Below are 20,586 nucleotides of genomic sequence, written 5' to 3' on the forward strand. Positions count from 1 at the left end.
CCTCACAAGGGAGCAAATTGCATGCCAGTGCCCCAGCTTGGGTTTTTTGCACCAAATCCACGCCTTTAGAGGGCTTGAACCAGGGATTGTCAGACAATTACGCACTGTAATGTAGCGCAAAGGATAGTCGGCGACCCGTTTTGGTGCGCTCAAAACCATCTACACATTAATTGGTCAAACCTTGAGCAATTTCCGCTATAATCCGCGCCCCCCTTTTTCGGCTGGCCGTTCGCGCGCTGTTTTCATGAAACTAATCGTAAAAGTCTTCCCCGAAATCACCATCAAGAGCCGCCCGGTCCGGACCCGTTTCATCCGGCAGTTGGCCAAGAACATCCGTGCCGTGCTCCGTGATCTGGATCCGGTCGTGGTGGTGAATGGCGTGTGGGACAATCTCGAACTGGAAACCCGCGTCAGCGAACCCAGGATCCTGAAGGAAATGACCGAGCGGCTGACCTGCATGCCAGGCATCGCGCATTTCCTGCAGGTGGATGAATATCCGCTGGGGGATTTCGACGACATCGTTGCCAAATGCAAGCTGCATTATGGCGATGCGTTGGCGGGCAAGATTTTCTCGGTACGTTGCAAGCGCGCGGGCAAGCATCCGTTCAGCTCGATGGACGTGGACCGCTACGTCGGCAGCCAACTGCGCCAGCAGTGTGGCGCCGCCGGTATTTCGTTGAAAAACCCGCAGGTTGAAGTCCGTATCGAAATACGCGACCAACGGTTGTTCGTCATCCACAGCCAGCACAACGGCATCGGCGGGTATCCGCTGGGTGCCCTGGAGCAGACGCTGGTGCTGATGTCTGGCGGCTTCGACTCCACGGTCGCGGCTTACCAGATCATGCGGCGCGGCCTGATGAGCCATTTCTGCTTCTTCAACCTCGGCGGGCGTGCCCATGAGCTGGGCGTGATGGAAGTGGCGCACTTCATCTGGAAGAAGTACGGCAGTTCCCAGCGCGTGTTATTTGTGAGTGTGCCGTTCGAAGAAGTTCTGGGAGAAATCCTCGGCAAAGTCGACGACAGTCATATGGGCGTCATTTTGAAGCGTATGATGTTGCGTGCCGCGTCCAGCATCGCTGATCGCCTGCACATCGACGCGCTGGTTACCGGGGAGGCGATATCCCAGGTATCGAGCCAGACGCTGCCGAACCTGTCGGTGATCGACTGCGTCACCGAAAAGCTCGTGCTGCGCCCGCTGATCGCCAGTCACAAGCAGGACATCATCGACACGGCCAACGCGATTGGCACCGCCGAATTTGCCCGGCACATGCCGGAGTACTGCGGGGTCATCTCGGTCAACCCGAAGACGGCCGCCAAGCGCGGGCGCGTGGAGCACGAAGAGAAAGAATTCGACATGGCGGTGCTCGAGCGTGCGCTCGAAAACGCCAGGCTGGTGCCGATCGATCGGGTGATCGACGAATTGGGCCAGGACATCAAGATTGAAGAAGTCGGCGAAGCGCTGGCCGGTCAGATCATCATCGACATCCGTCATCCGGACGACGCTGAAGACGACCCGTTGAGCGTCGCCGGTATCGAGGTACAAACGATGCCGTTCTATGCAGTGAACGCGCGTTTCAAGGAACTGGACCCTACTCGCCAGTACCTGCTGTATTGCGACAAAGGCGTGATGAGTCGCCTGCATGCCCACCATTTGCTCAGTGAGGGGCATGCCAATGTGCGCGTTTATCGACCGAGCTAAGTGCCCGGGGCTGTTTGCCTGTGGCCTGCGTCACCGGCCCCCCGACGCCGCCGACAAGCTGTAGCGGCTTTGTCGGACTCAACGTAAATCGCTGCCACGACCTGTCAGCACACCGAATCCTCTGATCGAGATACACAAGTGATCGAAAATCTACGCAACATCGCCATCATTGCCCACGTTGACCATGGTAAGACCACCCTGGTAGACAAACTCTTGCGTCAATCCGGCACCCTGGAACGCAACGAGCTCAACGACGAGCGCGTGATGGACTCCAACGACCAGGAAAAAGAGCGTGGTATTACCATCCTGGCGAAAAACACCGCCATCAACTGGAACGGCTACCACATCAACATCGTGGACACCCCGGGCCACGCCGACTTCGGTGGTGAAGTAGAGCGCGTGATGTCGATGGTCGACTCCGTGCTGCTGCTGGTCGACGCCCAGGACGGCCCTATGCCGCAAACCCGTTTCGTGACCAAGAAAGCGTTCGAAGCCGGCCTCAAGCCGATCGTCGTGATCAACAAGGTCGACCGTCCGGGCGCGCGTCCTGACTGGGTTCTGGACCAGATCTTCGACCTGTTCGACAACCTGGGTGCCACCGACGAACAACTGGACTTCCAGGTCGTCTACGCCTCGGCCCTGAACGGCATTGCCGGTCTGGACCACACCGACATGGCTGAAGACATGACCCCGCTGTACCAGTCGATCGTCGACAACGTACCTGCGCCGGCCGTTGACCGTGATGGTCCGTTCCAGATGCAGATCTCGGCCCTGGACTACAACAGCTTCCTGGGTGTGATCGGTGTTGGCCGTATCGCCCGTGGTCGCGTCAAGCCGAACACCCCGGTCGTCGCCATCGACGTCGACGGCAAGAAGCGCAACGGCCGTATCCTGAAGCTGATGGGTCACCACGGTCTGCACCGTGTGGACGTCGAAGAAGCGGCTGCCGGCGACATCGTCTGCATCAGCGGCTTCGAAGAGCTGTTCATCTCCGACACCCTGTGCGACCCGACCGTTGTCGAGGCGATGAAGCCGCTGACCGTCGACGAGCCGACCGTTTCCATGACCTTCCAGGTCAACGACTCGCCATTCTGCGGTAAGGAAGGCAAGTTCGTGACGTCCCGTAACATCAAGGAGCGTTTGGACAAAGAGCTGCTGTACAACGTTGCACTGCGCGTTGAAGAAGGCGACTCTGCCGACAAGTTCAAGGTTTCCGGCCGTGGTGAGCTGCACCTCTCGGTACTGATCGAAACCATGCGTCGCGAAGGCTTCGAAATGGCCGTAGGCCGTCCTGAAGTGATCATCCGCGTCGTCGACGGCAACAAGCAGGAACCGTTCGAGAACGTCACCATCGACATCCCTGAGGAATCCCAGGGCAAGGTCATGGAAGAAATGGGCCTGCGTAAAGGCGACCTGACCAACATGTCCCCGGATGGCAAAGGGCGTGTACGCCTGGAGTACAACATTCCGGCTCGTGGCCTGATCGGTTTCCGTAACCAGTTCCTGACCCTGACCAACGGTGCTGGCATCCTGACCTCGATCTTCGATCGCTACGACACCATGAAGTCCGGCCACATGTCCGGCCGTCAGAACGGCGTCCTGGTATCGGTAGAAACCGGCAAGGCGCTGACCTACTCCCTGGAAACCCTCCAGGCGCGTGGCAAGCTGTTCGTCGAGCACGGCCAGGAAATCTACAACGGCCAGATCGTAGGTCTGAACAGCCGTGACAACGACCTGGGCGTCAACCCTACCAAGGGCAAGAAGCTCGACAACATGCGTGCTTCGGGTAAAGACGAAACCATCGCCCTGGTTCCACCTGTTCGCTTCACCCTGGAACAGGCACTGGAATTCATCCAGGATGACGAGCTGTGTGAAGTGACGCCTAAGTCGATTCGCCTGCGCAAGAAGATCCTGGACGAAGGCGAGCGTACCCGCGCTGCCAAGAAAGCCAAGGCTTGATCGTTTAGCTTCGGCTGAATGAAAAACGCCCCCGGTCGTGAGACCGGGGGCGTTTTTTTATGCCTGGAGTTTTATGCTGGCTATTTGGGCCTCATCGCGAGCAGGCTCGCTCCCACAGGTTCAGCGCCGTCCATGTGGGAGCGAACCTGCTCGCGATAGCGTCAGCCGATCAAAACCGATCCAGCGTCCGCGGATTGCGCTCGCGCTCCACTTCCTTGGGCTTGTACGCACAATACCCCGGCCGTGGGCCGACCCGCGGATGATTGCGGCAGGTGTCCGGGCGTTTCTCGTAAATGGTGCACAGGCGGCTCTTGCGGTCCAGATAAAGGCAATCGTTGTTGCTCATGCGCTGGAGCGTGAAGATCTCCGACTTCTGGTTGTAACGCTCGACGATCCCTTCCTTTTGCAGGCGCTTGGCAATGTTTTTCGGTGGGTCGCCCAGTTCGAATTCGTCGACGATGCCGATCCGGATCAGGTCCTTGATCTTGACCTCGACCGGCAGCGTGCAGCAGCTCGACACGCAGGAACCGCACATCGGGGCGGAATACTTGGCCCAGGTATCGAGTCGGTCGATCTCCGCGGCGGCGATCAGGTTGGGCTTCATCATCTAGGTGTACCAGCATGCATCAGGGCGCGCGATCATACCGGTACTGGTGAAATTTTGAACGACCATCCGCCGGTTTTTTTTCGTTCTGGCAAAACCCCGCGTTCGGCGGCACGGCCCCTGCATTCATTCGTCCATCGGCAATTCCCTGGCGGCAATTCTCCGGCACTTGGAGAAAAACCACCGAACCAAGAGCCTTTGCCGTCTGTCAGACCGTCTAGGCTCAGACAATTCCATGCTCGTTCGAGGTCTTATTCATGACTCAAGAACCACTTGTTCGCGAAGCCGAAGTAGCCGCATTTCGCGACGCTGTGTTGACCAAACTCACTTATGCCGTCGGCAAGGACCCGGATCATGCGTTTGATCACGATTGGTTCGAAGCCATTGCCCTTGCCGCCCGCGACCACATGGTCGAGCACTGGATGGACCACACGCGGCAGATCTATCGCAAGGGCCAGAAGCGGGTCTATTACCTTTCCCTGGAATTTCTCATCGGACGCCTGCTCTACGACAGCCTGAGCAACCTCGGCCTGCTGGATACTGCCCGCGAGGCCCTCACCGAGCTGGGCGTGGACCTGGAGCGCATTCGTACACTGGAGCCCGATGCGGCGCTGGGCAACGGTGGCCTCGGCCGGTTGGCGGCGTGCTTCATGGAGAGCATGTCGACCCTCGGCATCGCCGGCCATGGCTATGGCATTCGTTACGAGCACGGCCTGTTTCGCCAGGCGATCGTCGATGGCTGGCAACAGGAGCAGACCGAGCACTGGCTGGATTTCGGCAACCCCTGGGAGTTCGAACGGCCGGAAGTGGTTTACCCGATCGGATTCGGCGGTAGCGTCGAGACCGTCACCGACGAGACCGGCAAGACCCGGCAGGTCTGGTCTCCGGGTGAAACCGTACGGGCCATTGCCTATGACACCCCGGTGGTGGGCTGGCGGGGGGCGAGCGTGAACACCCTGCGCCTGTGGCGCGCCCGGGCCGTTGAAGACCTGCACCTGGAGCGCTTCAATGCCGGCGACCACCTCGGTGCCGTGGCTGAGGTTGCCCGGGCCGAAAGTATTTCCCGTGTGCTCTATCCGGCCGATAGTACCGAGGCCGGCCAGGAGCTGCGCCTGCGCCAAGAGTATTTCTTCGTGGCCGCCTCGTTGCAGGACCTGCTGCGCCGTCATCGCAACATGCACACCTCGGTACTGACCCTGGGCGATCACGCGGCGATCCAGCTCAACGACACCCACCCGTCCATCGCCGTGGCCGAGCTGATGCGCCAGTTGGTGGACGTCTACGACGTGGCTTGGGACGCGGCCTGGCAGATCACCCAGGACACGCTGTCGTACACCAACCACACGTTGCTGCCCGAAGCCCTGGAAACCTGGCCGGTGGGGTTGATGGAGCGCATGCTGCCCCGGCATATGCAGATCATCTACCTGATCAACGCCCAGCACATCGATTCGCTGCGGGCCAAGGGGGTGCATGATTTCGACGTGCTGCGCTCGGTGTCGCTGATCGAAGAAGACAACGGCCGCCGGGTGCGCATGGGCAACCTGGCGTTTCTCGGTTCCCACAGCGTCAACGGAGTGTCCGGGTTGCACACGCAACTGATGCGCAGCACGGTGTTCTCCGAGCTGCACAAGCTCTACCCGGAACGGATCAACAACAAGACCAACGGCGTCACCTTCCGCCGCTGGCTATTCCAGGCCAACGCCGAACTGACCTCGATGATGGTCGATGCCCTGGGCCCGAGCGTGCTCGACAACCCTGAAGAGCGCCTGATCGAGCTGGAGCCGTTCGCCGACAAGCAGGCCTTCCGCAAGCAGTTCGCCGAACAGCGCCTGCACAGCAAGAAAGCCCTGGCCTACCTGATCCACGAGCGTTTGGGCATTGCCGTGAACCCGGCGGCGATGTTCGACGTGCAGGTCAAGCGGATCCACGAGTACAAGCGCCAATTGCTTAACCTGATGCACACCGTGGCGCTGTACCAGGCGATTCGCGCCGAGCCGGAAGTGGACTGGGTGCCGCGAGTGAAAATCTTCGCCGGCAAGGCGGCCGCCAGCTACCACCAGGCCAAGCTGATCATCAAGTTGACCAACGACATCGCCCGGGTGGTGAACAACGACCCGACCGTGCGTGGCCTGCTCAAAGTGGTGTTCCTGCCCAACTACAACGTCAGCCTGGCCGAGAGCATCATCCCGGCGGCGGATCTGTCGGAACAGATCTCCACGGCCGGTTTCGAGGCGTCGGGCACCAGTAACATGAAGTTCGGCCTCAATGGCGCGCTGACCATCGGCACCATGGATGGCGCCAACGTGGAAATGCATGAGCGGGTAGGGGGTGAGCACATGTTCATCTTCGGCCTGACGTCCGAGCAGGTGGAGGCGCGCAAGCGCAACGGTGAATTCAGCGCCGCGCCGGACATTGCCGCGTCCCATCGCCTCAGCGATGTGTTGCAGGCGATTCGCGGCGGAGTCTTCTCGCCGGACGATCCGATGCGCTACACCGGCCTGGTGGATTCGCTGGTGGACTATGACCGCTTCCTGGTCTGCGCCGATTTCGATGCCTACTGGGCCGCCCAGGCCAGGGTCGAGGAGCGCTGGCACGATTCCAAGCAGTGGTGGCGTTCGGCGGTGCTCAATACCGCGCGCATGGGCTGGTTCTCCTCCGACCGGACCATCCGCGAGTACGCCACCGACATCTGGAAAGCCCTCGACTAGCATTTGCTGTAAGAAATGTGAGCGAAGCCCAACGGCAAGTGGGCTTCGTCGATATACTGAGCGCCAGTTTCGCCGGGCGGTGTGGCCGGATTCAGGACTGGACGCCCTCATGACCCATGTGGGAGCGAGCCCTGTGGGACCGAGCTTGCTCGCGATGGAGTCGACACGGTTCAACTGCAAACCGCGTCATCGTTCATCGCGAGCAAGCTCGGCTCCCACAGGGTTCGTTCCCACAGGTTGCGTGTGGTTTCCACTAGACTGAGCCAGACACCGCATCACCCCGGTCATGCCCGCAATGGGCCGCTCAGGGATATCAACCATGCAATGGATTTTGACGCTGTTGGGCCTGGCAATCGGCTGGGTGGTGGATGAGTCGTTCGCCGATGCGTTGATAGGCGCATTGACGGGGCTCGGCATCGCCCTGGTCTTGCGGCTGCGCCGCCTCGGGGTCGAGGCTGGCAAACAACAAAGTCTGCTGGAAGCGACCCAGCAAAACCTGCTGACGTTGGAGGCGCGTCTCGCCGTGCTTGAGCGCGGCACGGTGTCTGCGCCGAGCACACCCGCACCCGCACCCGAGATCGTCGTGGCCTCGGCTCCGCAGCCTGAAGCCCGGAGCGAGGCAGAGCCGGAGCCGGAGCTGGTCTGGGAACTACCGCCCGACCTGGCGCCGGCCCCCGCGATGGTCACGCAAGCCAGTCAACCGCTGCCCGACGATATCTGGACCCCCACGCCTGTCACCTCACGGCGCGAGGCCCGCGCAGCGGAGCCCCTGGAACCGATTGTCACGCCGCCTGTTCCTCGTGACCCCGGTTTCATCGAGCGTGCCGTGGCCGGTGCGCGCAACTGGCTGTTCGGTGGCAATACCGTATTGCGAGTCGGCGTGCTGCTGTTATTCCTCGGCCTGGCGTTTCTATTGCGTTATGCCACTGAAGGCATGGTGGTGCCGATCGAACTGCGCTATGCCGGTGTCGCGGCCAGTGCGTTGGGCCTGCTGGGTCTGGGCTGGTGGCTGCGTCAGCGCAACAGCAGTTATGCGCTGATGCTCCAGGGTACCGGCATCGCTGTGTTGTACCTCACGGTGTTCGCGGCCATGCGCCTGCATCCACTGCTCGATTCCAAGGCCGCGTTGGGGCTGCTGGTGGCGGTCACGGTGTTCTCGGCGATCCTGGCAGTGACCCAGAACGCCCTGGGGCTGGCCGCTGCCGCCGCGCTGGGCGGCTTTGCCGCGCCGATCCTGACCTCCACCGGCAGCGGTAACCATGTCGCGCTGTTCAGCTACTTCATCCTGCTCAATGCCGGCATCCTCGCGATTGCCTGGTTCAAGGCCTGGCGACTGCTCAACCTGATCGGTTTTGTCGGGACCTTCGGCATCGGTATCGCCTGGGGTCTGCGTTCGTATACGCCGGCACTGTTCTTCAGCACCGAACCGTTCCTGATCATTTTCTTCCTTATGTACCTGGCGATTGGCCTGCTGTTCACCCGGCGCAAACTGCTGGAGATGAGCGACGGTCCCGAGGATGACAGCCGTGAAGCGCTGCTGCGCTGGTCGGCGCGCAAAGGCGATTATGTAGACGGCACGATGCTGTTCGGTCCGCCGTTGGTGGGCTTTGGCTTGCAGCTCACGCTGGTGATGTTCCTGGATCTGGCCGCAGCGTTCAGCGCCTTGGTCCTGGGCATGATTTACATGGGCCTGGCCCGGGTGTTGATGAAGGGACGCGCCCTGTTGCTGGCCGAAACCTGCCTGGCGCTGGGGGTGATTTTTACCAGCCTGGCGATTCCCCTGGGCCTCGATGCCCGTTGGACCACGGCAGCGTGGGCGGTGGAAGGCGCGGGGATTTTCTGGTTGGGCCTGCGTCAGCAGCGACCACTGGCGCGTGCGTTTGCCTTGTTGCTGCAGGTGGGCGCGGTGCGGGCTTTCTTCGGTGAGTTGCAAATCGGTCAAAGCAGCCTGCTCCAGGGCGCTCCATTGGGGGCGCTGATGCTTGGCGGGGCCTTGCTGTTCAGCTTCTATCAATTGCGCAAGGCGTCGCCCGACCACACCGCGAGCTGGGAGCGCCAAGTGCTGCCAGTGCTGGCCACGTTGGGCCTGGGCTCGCTCTATCTGCTGGCGCCTCTGTTCTTTTTCACCCACGGTACCGCCATCGCCTGGGCGCTGGCCGGTCTGGCGACGCTGTTTGTCGGCCTGCGCCTGCAAGCGCGTAGCTTCCTGTTCATGGCGTTTGGCGTACAGCTGCTGGGGGGCGCACTGTTCCTGATGCGTTTGCGCGGTGCCGAAGGGGATTCGGCAGCAGTGTTCGCCGCCGGCTGGAGCGGCTTGCTCAGCGCCTCGTTGATCGGCCTGGCCTTGATTGGCGGCATGTTGCTGGCCGCCCGCGACGAAATGGTGCGCAACGACATTCGGTTGCTGCGTGGCTTGTCGGTGGTGTTGCTGGCGGGGCTGGCTTTGATCAACCTCGCTGTGCTGTTCGTCCTGCCCTGGCAAACGGCGAGCGGCGTGTGGGCCGCCAGTGGCCTGTTGATCATCTGGTTGAGCCTGTACCTGAAACAACGCGTGAGCTTCGTGTTCGGCCTGCTCCTGCAAGTGTTGGGCGGTGCGGCGTTCCTGGTGGCGGGGCCGGCCTTGCTCGGACCGCTCGACAGCGAGGGGCTGCGGCCCCTGGCCCACAGTGGCTTCTGGACGCCGATGGTGCTGGGACTGGCGGCGCTGGTGGGGGCTTGGCGACTGCAACGGGGCCATCCGGCCGCGGTGTTCGATGTCTTGAGTTTGCAGCGGTTGTCCGAGCTGCTGCTGATCTGGGGCGCCGGTTGGTGGGCGCTGACGTGGGTCAGCGAAGTGCTGCGCTTTGCTCCGGTCCATCTGCAAGGCAGCTTGCTGCTGATTGTCGCGGCGCTCAGTGTTGCGGTATGGGCGATTCTGGCGCTGCGCTTGCAGTGGCCGGCGCTGGGGTTGCTGTGCACCTTGCTGATTCCTGCGGCGGGCTGTGTGCTGGTTGCGAGCTGGCACAGCCGCTATCACCCGGCGGCGGATTTCGGCTGGTTGGCCTGGCTCGTCCTGTTCGGTGTGCATTTCCTCTCGCTCAAGCGCCTGGCCTCGATGCTCCCGGACTCGGTTCGCAGCACCGCCCATGTGCTCGGTTGCTGGTTGCTGATCGGCGTGTTGGCGCTGGAGCTGCGTTATGGCCTGTTGCTGTTGTCCGAGCAATACAACGCCTGGCGTTGGCTGGGTTGGGCGATCCTGCCGAGCCTGTACCTGGTGCTGATGGCCGCGCCGCGAGCCTGGCCATGGCCGATATCGGCTCAGTCGCGGGAGTATCGCGTCTACGCGGCGGCGCCTATGGCCCTGTTGATGCTGGGGTGGTTCTGGCTGGCCAACACCTTCAGCGATGGCATCGCCGAGCCGTTGCCGTATGTGCCGCTGCTCAACCCATTGGAGCTGGGCCTGTTGTTTGCCCTGTTCGGTGTCTACGTATGGGCTCGTAGCGCGCTGGCGCAGTTGGCGATCCGTTGGGCCCATGCCGAACACGTCGCCCAGTTGATCGCCGGGGTCTCGCTGTTCGCGTTCTTCACCGCCCTGGTGATGCGCAGCGCCCACCATTGGCTGGGTGTGCCGTTCGAACTGGATGCATTGCTCGAGTCCATGTTCGTGCAGGCGGGGTTGTCCCTGGTCTGGACCCTGATCGCCCTGGGCCTGATGATCGGCGGGCACCTGCGGCATCGCCGCGAGGTATGGCTGATCGGTGCGGGGTTGATTGCCGTGGTGGTGGCCAAGCTGTTCTTTGTCGAATTGAGTAACCGTGGTGGTCTGGCGCGGATCGTGTCGTTTATCGGCGTGGGTGTATTGCTGTTGGTGGTGGGCTATTTCGCACCGCTGCCGCCCAAGCGGCCGGAAACGGTTCCAGAGGCCGAGCCGCCGATGCCTGTCAGTGAGGGAGTGTCATCTTGAGTCGCAAGTTGAGTCGGATCGGCCTGGGAGTGGTCGGGTTGTGGGTGGCATTGTCGGCTACGGCCCAGGAAAAACCGGCGGACTTCGCCCACCAGGTGCCGTTGACCTTGAGTGGCGAAGGGCCGTGGTATCGCCTGCCGTTGCCGCTGGAGGTCCAACTGCAGGCGCGGCAGACCGACCTGAGCGACTTGCGGGTCTTCAACGCGGCCGGACAGGCCCAGGCGTATGCGCTGGTTCGCGAGACCGCGCAAAGCCGGGAAAATCGCACCCTCACCGATGTGAAATGGTTCCCGTTGTACAACGCGGCCGATGACAACGAGCGCGCGCCCAGTGTGCGGGTGCAGTCGAACGCCAACGGCACGCTGGTGGAAGTCCAGCCGGCCAGTCGGCTCGAGGCCGGTGAGGAGGAGTTGCGCGGTTGGTTGCTGGATGCCAGCGCGATCAAGGCGCCCTTGCAGCAGCTGATCCTCGACTGGACCAGCGAGCGCGACGGTTTCCAGCGGTTCACCATCGAAGCCAGCGACGACCTGCAGAACTGGCAGGCGTGGGGCGAAGGCCAGGTGGCGCGCCTGACCTTCGCCGATGAGCGGGTCGAGCAGCATGAAGTGAACCTGCCAGGACAGTCGGCGCGTTATCTGCGGCTGTTGTGGGATTTGCCGTCTTCCGCGCCGGTGCTGACTTCAGCACAGTTGCAGAGCGCCAGCCGCGAAAGCCTGCCGTTGCCACTGGCCTGGTCGCAGCCGTTGGCCGGCAGCAGCACGAAGGCCGGTGAATACACCTGGCAGTTGCCCATGGGTCTGAATATCGAAGAGGTGCAGGTCGAGCTGAGCCAGGCCAACAGCCTGGCACCGGTGACCCTGGACGGGCGTCGTGAGAGCAGTCATCCGTGGCAGCCGATGGGCAGTGGCTTGCTGTACCGGCTGACCCAGAATGGCCAGGACGTGGTGCAGAACCAATTGCAGTTGTCCGGCCAGACCGTCCAGCAATTGAAGCTGACGGTGGACGAGCGCGGCGGCGGCCTCGGGACCGAAGCGCCGGCCCTGCGCTTTGCCGTGCGCCCGACCCAGGTGGTGTTTCTCGCCCGTGGCGAAGGGCCCTATAGCCTGGCGCTGGGCAGCGCGACGGTGAAGGCGGCCAGCCTGCCCCTGACGACACTGGTGCCCGATTACCGTCCTTCGCGCCTGGCGACCCTGGGGGCGGCGACGGTGAATGGGCCCACGACCTCTACACCGGCGGCCGAAACGGCGCCGGCCGTCGTCGGGACCAACTGGAAGAAAATCGGCCTGTGGGCGGTGCTGGTGCTCAGCGTGCTGTTCCTCGGCTCGATGGCCTTCAGCCTGCTGCGCAAGCCGCCGGTCAAATCCTGAAAGCGGGTGCTTCGCACCCATCGCGAGCAGGCTCGCTCCCACACTTGATCGGATTCTGTCAGGGGAAACACAATCCAATGTGGGAGCGAGCCCGCTCGCGATGACGCCCCTCTGTGAACTCAATCCTCCATTCCCCGTCTCATAGGAGGAATTAAGTCCCGACACGCGCTAAACTGCGCTGGTTTTTCCGCCCCCTATTCTTCGGAGCCGTCCATGTCTCGCGTTACCTTGAGTCGCTATTTGATTGAGCAGACCCGCAGCAACAATACCCCTGCCGATCTGCGCTTTTTGATCGAAGTGGTGGCGCGTGCCTGCAAGGAAATCAGCCACGCCGTATCCAAAGGCGCGCTGGGTGGTGTCCTGGGCAGCATGGGCACCGAAAACGTGCAAGGCGAAGTGCAGAAGAAACTCGACGTGATTTCCAACGAGATCCTGCTCGAAGCCAACGAATGGGGCGGTCACCTGGCCGGCATGGCGTCCGAGGAAATGGACAATGCCTACCAGATCCCGGGCAAATACCCCAAGGGTGCCTACCTGCTGGTATTCGACCCACTGGACGGTTCGTCGAACATCGACATCAACGCCCCGGTCGGTACCATTTTCTCGGTATTGCGTTGCCCGAACGAATACCTGAGCCAGAACGAAGCCTTGAACGAAAAGGCCTTCCTGCAGCCAGGCACCCAGCAAGTGGCTGCCGGCTATGCCATCTACGGTCCTCAGACCATGCTGGTGCTGACCCTGGGCGACGGTGTGAAGGGTTTCACCCTGGATCGTGAAATGGGCAGCTTCGTACTGACCCACGAGAACATCACCATTCCTGAAAGCACCCAGGAATTCGCCATCAACATGTCCAACCAGCGCCACTGGGAAGCCCCGGTACAGCGCTACGTCGGCGAGTTGCTGGCCGGTGAAGAAGGCCCGTTGAAAAAGAACTACAACATGCGCTGGGTGGCCGCGATGGTTGCCGACGTACACCGCATCCTGAACCGTGGTGGCCTGTTCATGTACCCACGTGACAGTCGCGAGCCGACCAAGCCGGGCAAACTGCGCCTGATGTACGAAGCCAACCCGATGTCGTTCCTGGTGGAACAGGCCGGCGGCGCTTCCACCGATGGTCACCAGCGCATCCTCGATATCCAGCCTGAAGGCCTGCACCAGCGCGTGGCGGTGTTCCTCGGTTCGAAGGAAGAAGTGGCCCGCGCCACGGCCTACCACAAGGAATAAATCATGGCCGAGCCTTGGCAGCCGTTACTCGACTGGTGGTTTGGTTCAGCCGATACACCGAACGAAATAGCGGCCGACAAGAACAGCCTGTGGTTTGGCAAACACCATGATCGCCAGGCGCGCGAGCGTTTTGGCGATCTGGTCGATCAGGCACTGGCCGGCGGATTGACCGACTGGGCGCAACGCCCGGAAGGTTGGCTGGCCCTGGTGGTGCTGCTCGATCAGTTCCCGCGGATGATTTTTCGCGACACACCCAAGGCCTTCTCCGGCGATCTTCGCGCCCAGGCATTGGTAGCCCAGGGGCTGGCAGCGGGTTTCGACCGGCAACTCAAGCCCATTCAGCGTGTATTCATCTATCTGGTGCTCGAGCACTGCGAAAACCTCGCCGTGCAGAATGAGGCTGTGTCGCGGTTTATCGACCTGGTTCGAGAGCTGCCGGAAGCGGATCGAGCGGTGTTCGAAAGCAATCTGGACTATGCCGAACGGCATCAGAAAATCATTGCCCGGTTTGGACGGTTTCCCCATCGCAACGCAGTGTTGGGGCGGGCGTCTACGGCTGAGGAAGTGGAGTTTTTGAAGGGGCCGGGGTCTAAATTCTGATTTCGCGGTGAGGCGGGTGCCGTCTTCGCGGGCAAGCCCGCTCCCACAGTTGACCGAGTTCCGTCGGAAGAAACTCAATCGACTGTGGGAGCGAGCCTGCTCGCGATAGGGCCCGCAAGAGCACTAGATCCGGAAGCTGCCCACCAACTGCTTCAAGCGCGCCGCCTGCTGCTCAAGGTCGGTACAAGCCCGCAATGTGGCTTGCAGGTTTTCCACGCCTTCCTGGTTCAGCGTGTTGATCTCGGAGATGTCGACGTTGATCGACTCCACCACGGCGGTCTGCTCTTCGGTGGCGGTGGCCACGGACTGGTTCATGCCGTCGATCTCTCCGATGCGTTGGGTCACGCTGCCCAGGCGCTCGCCGGCCTGGTTGGCGATGCCGACACTGCTTTCGCTCTGGCGCTGGCTGTCGGTCATGATCAGCACCGCTTCCCGTGCGCCGACTTGCAACTCTTCGATCATCTTCTGTACTTGCTGCGCCGAATCCTGGGTGCGGTGGGCCAGGTTGCGCACTTCATCGGCCACCACGGCGAAACCGCGCCCGGCTTCACCCGCGCGGGCCGCTTCGATGGCAGCGTTCAGGGCGAGCAGGTTGGTTTGCTGGGAAATGCTGGTGATGACCTCGAGGATCTGGCCGATGTTCACCGTGTTGCTGTTCAGGGTTTCGATGTTGCCGCAGGAGTCGCTGATCTTGGCCGACAGCTGCTGCATGGCGGTGATGGTCTTATCCACCACCTGTTGACCTTCTTCGGCCAGGTTGCGGGCGTCGCTGGAGTGTTGCGAGGCAAGGGCGGCGTTCTGGGCGATTTCCTGGGCGGCGGCGCCGAGCTGGTTGATGGCCGCCGCCACGCTGCTGGTGCGTGAGGCTTGCTGGTCGGAATTGAACATCGATGAGTTGGAGGCGCTGACCACACGCAGCGCTACTTCGTTGACCTGGCCGGTGGCCGAGGCCACTTCACGGATCGAAGTGTGGATGCGTTCGACGAAACGGTTGAAGGAGGTACCCAGGGCACCGAACTCGTCCTGGCCGTGAATGGTCAGGCGTCGGGTCAGGTCACCTTCACCTTCGGCAATGTCATGCATCGCACGGCCCATGGTCAGCAGCGGTTGCATCAGCACGCGGATCAACATGCCCAGCAGGGTGATGATGAACACCACGGCAATGATCATGGCGACCAGCGCCGAGGTACGGAACTCGCTGAGCATGGCCAGCGCGGTGTCCTTGTCGAGTACCAGTGCCACGTACCAGTCGGCGCCCGGCACGCCGTTGACCCGGGTGAACGAGATGAATTGGGTCTTGCCGTCGAGTTCGACTTCTTTCATGCCCGGGCTGACCTGCGGCGCCCCGTTGGGGTAGGCCTCGGCCAGGGTCTTGAGGATGCGTTTGCTGTCGGGATGGATCAGGATCTTGCCATCGGCGCTGACGATGAAAGCATGGCCGTGGCCGCCGAAGTTCAACGAGTTGATGATAGTGCTGATGCTCGACAGGTCGATGTCCGCACCCGCCACGCCGATCATCTGGTTCTGTCGCTGTACCGGGGTCGCGACGGTGATGACCAGTTTGCCCGACGAGGCGGCAATGTAGGGTTCGGTAACGATGGTTTGCTGTGCGCTGTTGGCGGCCTTGTACCAGCCACGGGCGCGAGGATCGTAGTCGGCGGCGCGATTGCCGGCCGGCACGGAGAACATTACACCGTCGACGCCACCGAAGTAGCTGAGCTGGAAGTTGCCAGTATAGGCGGGCAGGTCGATGGCTCGCTTGAGGCTGGCAGCGCTGTTGCCGTCCACGGCGATCTGCTGGGCCAGCGATTGGAGTAATTGGATACGACCGTCGACCCACGTCTGGATATTACGGCTGGTCAGGTTGCCGAGTTCCTGCATGGAAGTTTCGGTGCTGTTGCGCAGGCTTTGACGCTGACGATAGTCGTTGAACAGGATGAAACAGGCGAACGCAACGGCTACCACAAGGGCTGCGGCCAGCAGGATTTTGTGGCTGAATTTCATGTTTCTGGTCATTAAGAACGCTACCGCATAGGAGCTGGTCAGGAAGGGGCGTCAATTTGCCATAAGGCAGGGTTTCGCGCTGTTCTTTTATCGGCCTGAGAGCGCCGGGATTCAGGCGTCAACGAGGTAAAACCGACGAAATGCACGACGGCATCACAAACTTGTTGATTTACCGACGAACTACCTGCTTTTACTCCAATAAATACCGGGTTGCGCGGGGAACCAGATAGGGGTTTTCTCTTCTAAGCTTCAGGTTGGCACCCTGCCACCTCCCTTCCGCTCCAGGAGTTTCACGATGTCCCTGCGATCTATCGCGTTGTTGTCTTTGTGCGTCTTGTTGACCGCATGCAGCAAGGTCAACCAGGAAAACTATTCGAAGCTGTCAGCCGGCATGTCCAAGGCCGAAGTCGAGACGTTACTGGGGAAACCGACCGACTGTTCGGGCGCGCTCGGCATGTCCAGTTGCACCTGGGGCGATCAGAAAAGCTTTATCAGCGTGCAGTATGCCGGTGAGAAGGTGTTGATGTTTTCCGGCCAAGGCCTGAAGTAAACCGGGGCCACGTGCCCGCGGGAGAAAAATAATGATGCGGTTATTGTTAGTGCTTTTGGCTGGCCTGGTATTGGCCGGCTGTGCCACTTCTGGCGAAGACCCGTTGGCGCCCAAGACCGTCAACAGCGTCAATCTCAAGCGTTACCAAGGGACCTGGTACGAGTTGGCTCGCCTGCCAATGTATTTCCAGCGCAACTGCGCACAATCGGAAGCCCATTACACCCTCAAGCCTGACGGCAACATGGGGGTGTTCAATCGCTGCCTGACCTCTGACTGGAAGTGGGAAGAAGCCAAGGGCACCGCTACGCCACAGGTGCCGGGCAAGACCGACAAGCTCTGGGTCGAGTTCGACACCTGGGTTTCGCGGATCCTGCCGGGTGTATCGAAGGGACAATATTGGGTGTTGTACGTCAGCGATGACTACAAGACCGCCATTGTCGGCGACCCTAGCCGGCGCTACATGTGGTTGTTGTCCCGTACGCCGACGGTCAACAGTGTGGTGCGCGAAGAACTGCTGAGCAAGGCACGCCAGCAGGGCTATGACACGACACGACTGATCTGGCGCGCCTCGGATCGGCAGATGGCCAAGACGTCGGACTGACGGCCAGGAAATAACCCTGTGGGAGCGAGCCAGCTCGCGATGACGGGCCTTCAGTCAACATCTCTGTTGAATGTGGAGGCCTCATCGCGAGCAGGCTCGCTCCCACAAGGGGGATTTGCGGTCAGCCTAGAAGCTCACGCAATACCTGGGTAAATGCCCGGGCGCTGTCCTCTTCCGCGGCGTGATGCCCGTTACGCACCACCCACTTGCCGCCCACCATGACATCCCGCACCTGGCGATCACCGCCGGCAAACAGCCAGCGATTGAGGATGCCGTCGCCCTGGGCCGTGGCCAGGTAAGGGTCGTTGCCATCGAGTACCAGCCAGTCGGCACGCTTGCCAATTTCTAGGGCACCGATGGGTTGCCCCAATGCCTGGGCGCCACCGTCCAGTGCCGCATCGAACAACGTGCGGCCGACCATCGGCTGATCGGCCCGATACAGACGGTTACGTCGTTGATCCCGCAGGCGCTGGCCGTATTCCAGCCAGCGCAACTCTTCCACCACGCTCAATGACACGTGGCTGTCGGAGCCGATACCCAGGCGTCCGCCCTGGGCGAGGTAGTCCACCGCCGGGAAAATACCGTCGCCCAGGTTGGCTTCGGTGGTCAGGCACAGGCCGGCAATTGCCCGGCTTTTGGCCATGAGGCTGACTTCATGGGCATTGGCGTGGGTGGCGTGGACCAGGCACCAGCGCTGGTCCACTTCGGTGTTTTCGTACAACCATTGCAGCGGCCGGGCACCGCTCCAACTCAGGCAGTCGTCGACTTCCTTCTGCTGCTCGGCAATGTGGATATGCACCGGGCAGTGAGCGTCGCTGGCGGCCAGTACTTCCTGGATCTGTCCGGGTGTGACGGCGCGCAGGGAGTGGAAACACAGCCCCAGGGTCTGCAGCGGTTGCCCGGCCAGGATCGGTTGCAAGCGAGATTGGAGCTTCAAGTAGTTCTCGGTGCTGTTGATGAACCGACGCTGCCCGTCATTGGGCGCCTGGCCACCAAAGCCCGAATGGCTGTAGAGCACCGGTAGCAGCGTCAGCCCGATACCGGCGGTGTTGGCGGCGTGACTGATGCGCAAGGCCAGCTCCGCCGGGTCGGCGTAGGGCGTGCCGTCGGTGTCGTGGTGTACGTAATGGAATTCGGCGACCGAGGTGTAACCGGCCTTGAGCATTTCGATGTACAGCTGTCGGGCAATGATGCCGAGTTGGTCGGGGCTGATTTTTCCGACCAGGCGGTACATCAGGTCGCGCCAGGTCCAGAAACTGTCGTTGGGATTGCCCGCCACTTCCGCCAGGCCGGCCATGGCCCGCTGGAACGCGTGGGAGTGCAGGTTCGGCATACCCGGCAACAGCGGACCGTCCAGCCGTTCGGCGCCGTCTGCGTGGGAGCCGGCCTGGATATGGGTCAGGACGCCTTGGGCGTCGACTTCAAGACGTACATCATTGGCCCATCCACTAGGCAACAGCGCGCGTTCGGCAAAGAAGGCGGACATGGTTCAACCTCATTGTGCGTAATTTGTATATACATATACAGACGTTTGCCTGCCCGGTAAACTCCGGCAAGCTAGCAATCTTTATAAGCAGAACAGGGAACCGCCGTGCCGACTCCGCCTGCCAAACCGCCGCTGGCCTCAAACCTGGGTGACAGTCCGGCACCCTTGTATGCCCGCGTCAAACAGATGATCACCCAGCAGATCGACAGTGGAAACTGGCCGCCGCATTACCGTGTGCCGTCGGAAAGCGAACTGGTCAATCAGTTGGGCTTCAGCCGCATGACCATCAACCGTGCCCTGCGGGAAATGACCGCCGATGGCCTGTTGGTGCGTATGCAGGGCGTCGGCACGTTCGTCGCCGAACCCAAGAGCCAGTCCGCGCTGTTCGAAGTGCACAACATCGCCGACGAGATCGCCTCCCGTGGTCACCGCCACACCTGCAAGGTCATCACCCTTGAAGAAGAGGCTGCCGGTTCCGAGCGGGCCCTGGCCTTGGACATGCGTGAAGGCCAGAAGGTGTTCCACTCGCTGATCGTGCATTTCGAAAACGACATTCCGGTGCAGATCGAAGACCGCTTCGTCAACGCGTTGGTGGCGCCCGACTACCTCAAGCAGGACTTCACCCTGCAGACACCCTACGCCTATCTGAACCAGGTCGCGCCGCTGACCGAAGGCGAGCATGTTGTGGAAGCGATCCTCGCCGAGCCGAATGAATGCAAGTTACTGCAGATCGAAAAGGGCGAACCGTGCCTGCTGATCCGCCGTCGTACCTGGTCCGGGCGTCAGCCTGTTACCGCCGCGCGGCTGATTCATCCGGGTTCCCGTCATAGTCTGGAAGGGCGATTTCATAAGTGAGTGACTTGAAAGTTCTACGCGCGGTGGATTACCCGCGTATGCCATGGAAAAATGGCGGTGGCAGCACCGAGGAAATCACCCGTGACGCTGGTACCGGCCTGGAAGGTTTCGGCTGGCGTCTGTCGATTGCCGATATCGGTGAGTCGGGCGGTTTTTCCACCTTTGCCGGTTACGAGCGCGTCATCAGCGTCTTGCAAGGCGATGGCATGAGCCTGACCGTCGATGGTCAGGTCACGCGGCCGTTGCATCCCCTGGACCCTTTCGCGTTCAGTGGTGAGAGCCACGTTCATTGCACGTTGTTGGGCGGACCGATTCGTGACTTCAACCTGATCTATTCGCCCCTGCGTTACCGGGCACGGTTACAGTGGCTGGCGGACGAGCAGCGGTTCTTCAGTGAGGCGGGGACGGTGCTGGTGTTCAGTGCCGACCCGGCGCTGCACGTCAAGATCGGCGAGTCCACCGCGGAACTGGCCCTATACGATTGTTTGCAATTGAGCGGTAACACCGGGCTGCTGGAAGTTTCCACGGACGGCCAGTGCTGCGTGATCGAACTGACTGCCCGCTAGTCTCAGTGGTGCCTCCTTGTGGCGAGGGGATTTATCCCCGCTGGGTCGCGGAGCGACCCCAAATCAGTTGGCTCCGAAGCTGTTGAGTTGGCACCAAGAGGGGCCGCTTCGCAGCCCAGCGGGGATAAATCCCCTCGCCACAAAAGCACGCCTTACTGTTTCTTCAGCCGCACCAATTTGTTACCGAATGCCCCAGCGTGGCGCAACGCCACGCTTGTGTCCTCCTGATGTCTACCCCAGAAAATCCTCCTCCGAAAAATTAATCCGCTTCTGCAGCCCTTCAATTCCGCGCTTTCCAGCCATTTCAAAAAAGATTCCTGAATGCACCTTCAGCAAGTTGGCCGCTTGATTGCATATGCTTGTACATACAAGTAAAGACGTATGCGTATGAGTCATCGATATTCAACGCAACGTTCGTTA

At 61.3% G+C, this 20,586-nt stretch carries 14 protein-coding genes; 11 read left to right on the forward strand and 3 right to left on the reverse strand.

The annotated features are described in order from the left end of the window. Positions 1–244: 244 nt before the first annotated feature. Positions 245–1,699: a tRNA uracil 4-sulfurtransferase ThiI gene (gene thiI / locus FGE05_RS16000; RefSeq protein ID WP_041024723.1), complete on the forward strand. Its 1,455-nt coding sequence runs from the start codon at positions 245–247 to the stop codon at positions 1,697–1,699. A gap of 138 nt (positions 1,700–1,837) precedes the next feature. Beyond that, on the forward strand, positions 1,838–3,658 hold the full coding sequence (typA, locus tag FGE05_RS16005) for a translational GTPase TypA (protein ID WP_139646412.1): 1,821 nt from the start codon (positions 1,838–1,840) through the stop codon (positions 3,656–3,658). 169 nt (positions 3,659–3,827) lie between these two features. Here the strand turns inward: typA and FGE05_RS16010 are convergent, their stop codons facing one another. Beyond that, a complete protein-coding gene (locus tag FGE05_RS16010) occupies positions 3,828–4,265 on the reverse strand; it encodes a YkgJ family cysteine cluster protein (RefSeq protein WP_024778075.1) in 438 nt (145 codons plus the stop codon). A 254-nt stretch (positions 4,266–4,519) separates the two neighbouring features. Between FGE05_RS16010 and FGE05_RS16015 the strand changes: the two genes are divergently transcribed. The 5 genes from FGE05_RS16015 (at position 4,520) to FGE05_RS16035 (ending at position 14,104) form a co-directional block, all read left to right on the forward strand. Next, positions 4,520–6,970 carry a glycogen/starch/alpha-glucan phosphorylase gene (locus FGE05_RS16015; RefSeq protein ID WP_139646414.1) on the forward strand — a complete coding sequence of 817 codons (2,451 nt, stop codon included), beginning with the start codon at positions 4,520–4,522 and terminating at the stop codon, positions 6,968–6,970. Positions 6,971–7,289: 319 nt separating this feature from the next. After that, a complete protein-coding gene (locus tag FGE05_RS16020; protein ID WP_139646416.1) occupies positions 7,290–10,913 on the forward strand; it encodes a DUF2339 domain-containing protein in 3,624 nt (1,207 codons plus the stop codon). Beyond that, on the forward strand, positions 10,910–12,280 hold the full coding sequence (locus FGE05_RS16025) for a DUF3999 domain-containing protein (protein ID WP_139646418.1): 1,371 nt from the start codon (positions 10,910–10,912) through the stop codon (positions 12,278–12,280). The genes FGE05_RS16020 and FGE05_RS16025 overlap by 4 nt, the downstream gene beginning before the upstream one ends. A 213-nt stretch (positions 12,281–12,493) precedes the next feature. After that, positions 12,494–13,504 carry a class 1 fructose-bisphosphatase gene (locus FGE05_RS16030; protein ID WP_139646420.1) on the forward strand — a complete coding sequence of 337 codons (1,011 nt, stop codon included), beginning with the start codon at positions 12,494–12,496 and terminating at the stop codon, positions 13,502–13,504. Positions 13,505–13,507: 3 nt separating this feature from the next. Then, complete coding sequence (locus tag FGE05_RS16035; protein ID WP_139646422.1) at positions 13,508–14,104, forward strand: DUF924 family protein; 597 nt, start codon at positions 13,508–13,510, stop codon at positions 14,102–14,104. A gap of 123 nt (positions 14,105–14,227) precedes the next feature. Here FGE05_RS16035 and FGE05_RS16040 read toward each other — a convergent pair whose 3' ends face one another. Further along, positions 14,228–16,120, reverse strand: coding sequence for a methyl-accepting chemotaxis protein (locus FGE05_RS16040; protein ID WP_217510006.1), 1,893 nt, complete (start codon positions 16,118–16,120; stop codon positions 14,228–14,230). Positions 16,121–16,403: 283 nt separating this feature from the next. Between FGE05_RS16040 and bamE the strand changes: the two genes are divergently transcribed. After that, positions 16,404–16,658 (forward strand): outer membrane protein assembly factor BamE, encoded by a 255-nt coding sequence (gene bamE / locus FGE05_RS16045; protein ID WP_024778082.1) that lies wholly within the window; start codon positions 16,404–16,406, stop codon positions 16,656–16,658. Between the two features lie 31 nt (positions 16,659–16,689). After that, positions 16,690–17,259, forward strand: coding sequence for a lipocalin family protein (locus tag FGE05_RS16050; protein WP_139646426.1), 570 nt, complete (start codon positions 16,690–16,692; stop codon positions 17,257–17,259). Between the two features lie 121 nt (positions 17,260–17,380). On the opposite strand, the gene FGE05_RS16055 is transcribed toward FGE05_RS16050, so the two are convergent. Beyond that, on the reverse strand, positions 17,381–18,745 hold the full coding sequence (locus FGE05_RS16055) for a formimidoylglutamate deiminase (protein WP_139646428.1): 1,365 nt from the start codon (positions 18,743–18,745) through the stop codon (positions 17,381–17,383). Between the two features lie 105 nt (positions 18,746–18,850). On the opposite strand from FGE05_RS16055, the gene hutC reads away from it, so the two are divergent. Beyond that, a complete protein-coding gene (gene hutC / locus FGE05_RS16060) occupies positions 18,851–19,600 on the forward strand; it encodes a histidine utilization repressor (RefSeq protein WP_024778085.1) in 750 nt (249 codons plus the stop codon). Further along, the gene (locus FGE05_RS16065) at positions 19,597–20,166 is read left to right on the forward strand and encodes a HutD family protein (RefSeq protein ID WP_139646430.1); all 570 of its coding nucleotides are present in this window, start codon (positions 19,597–19,599) and stop codon (positions 20,164–20,166) included. The genes hutC and FGE05_RS16065 overlap by 4 nt, the downstream gene beginning before the upstream one ends. Positions 20,167–20,586 lie beyond the last annotated feature (420 nt).

This window comes from Pseudomonas sp. ICMP22404 (assembly GCF_006227205.1).
In the GTDB taxonomy this organism is placed as follows: Bacteria; Pseudomonadota; Gammaproteobacteria; order Pseudomonadales; family Pseudomonadaceae; genus Aquipseudomonas.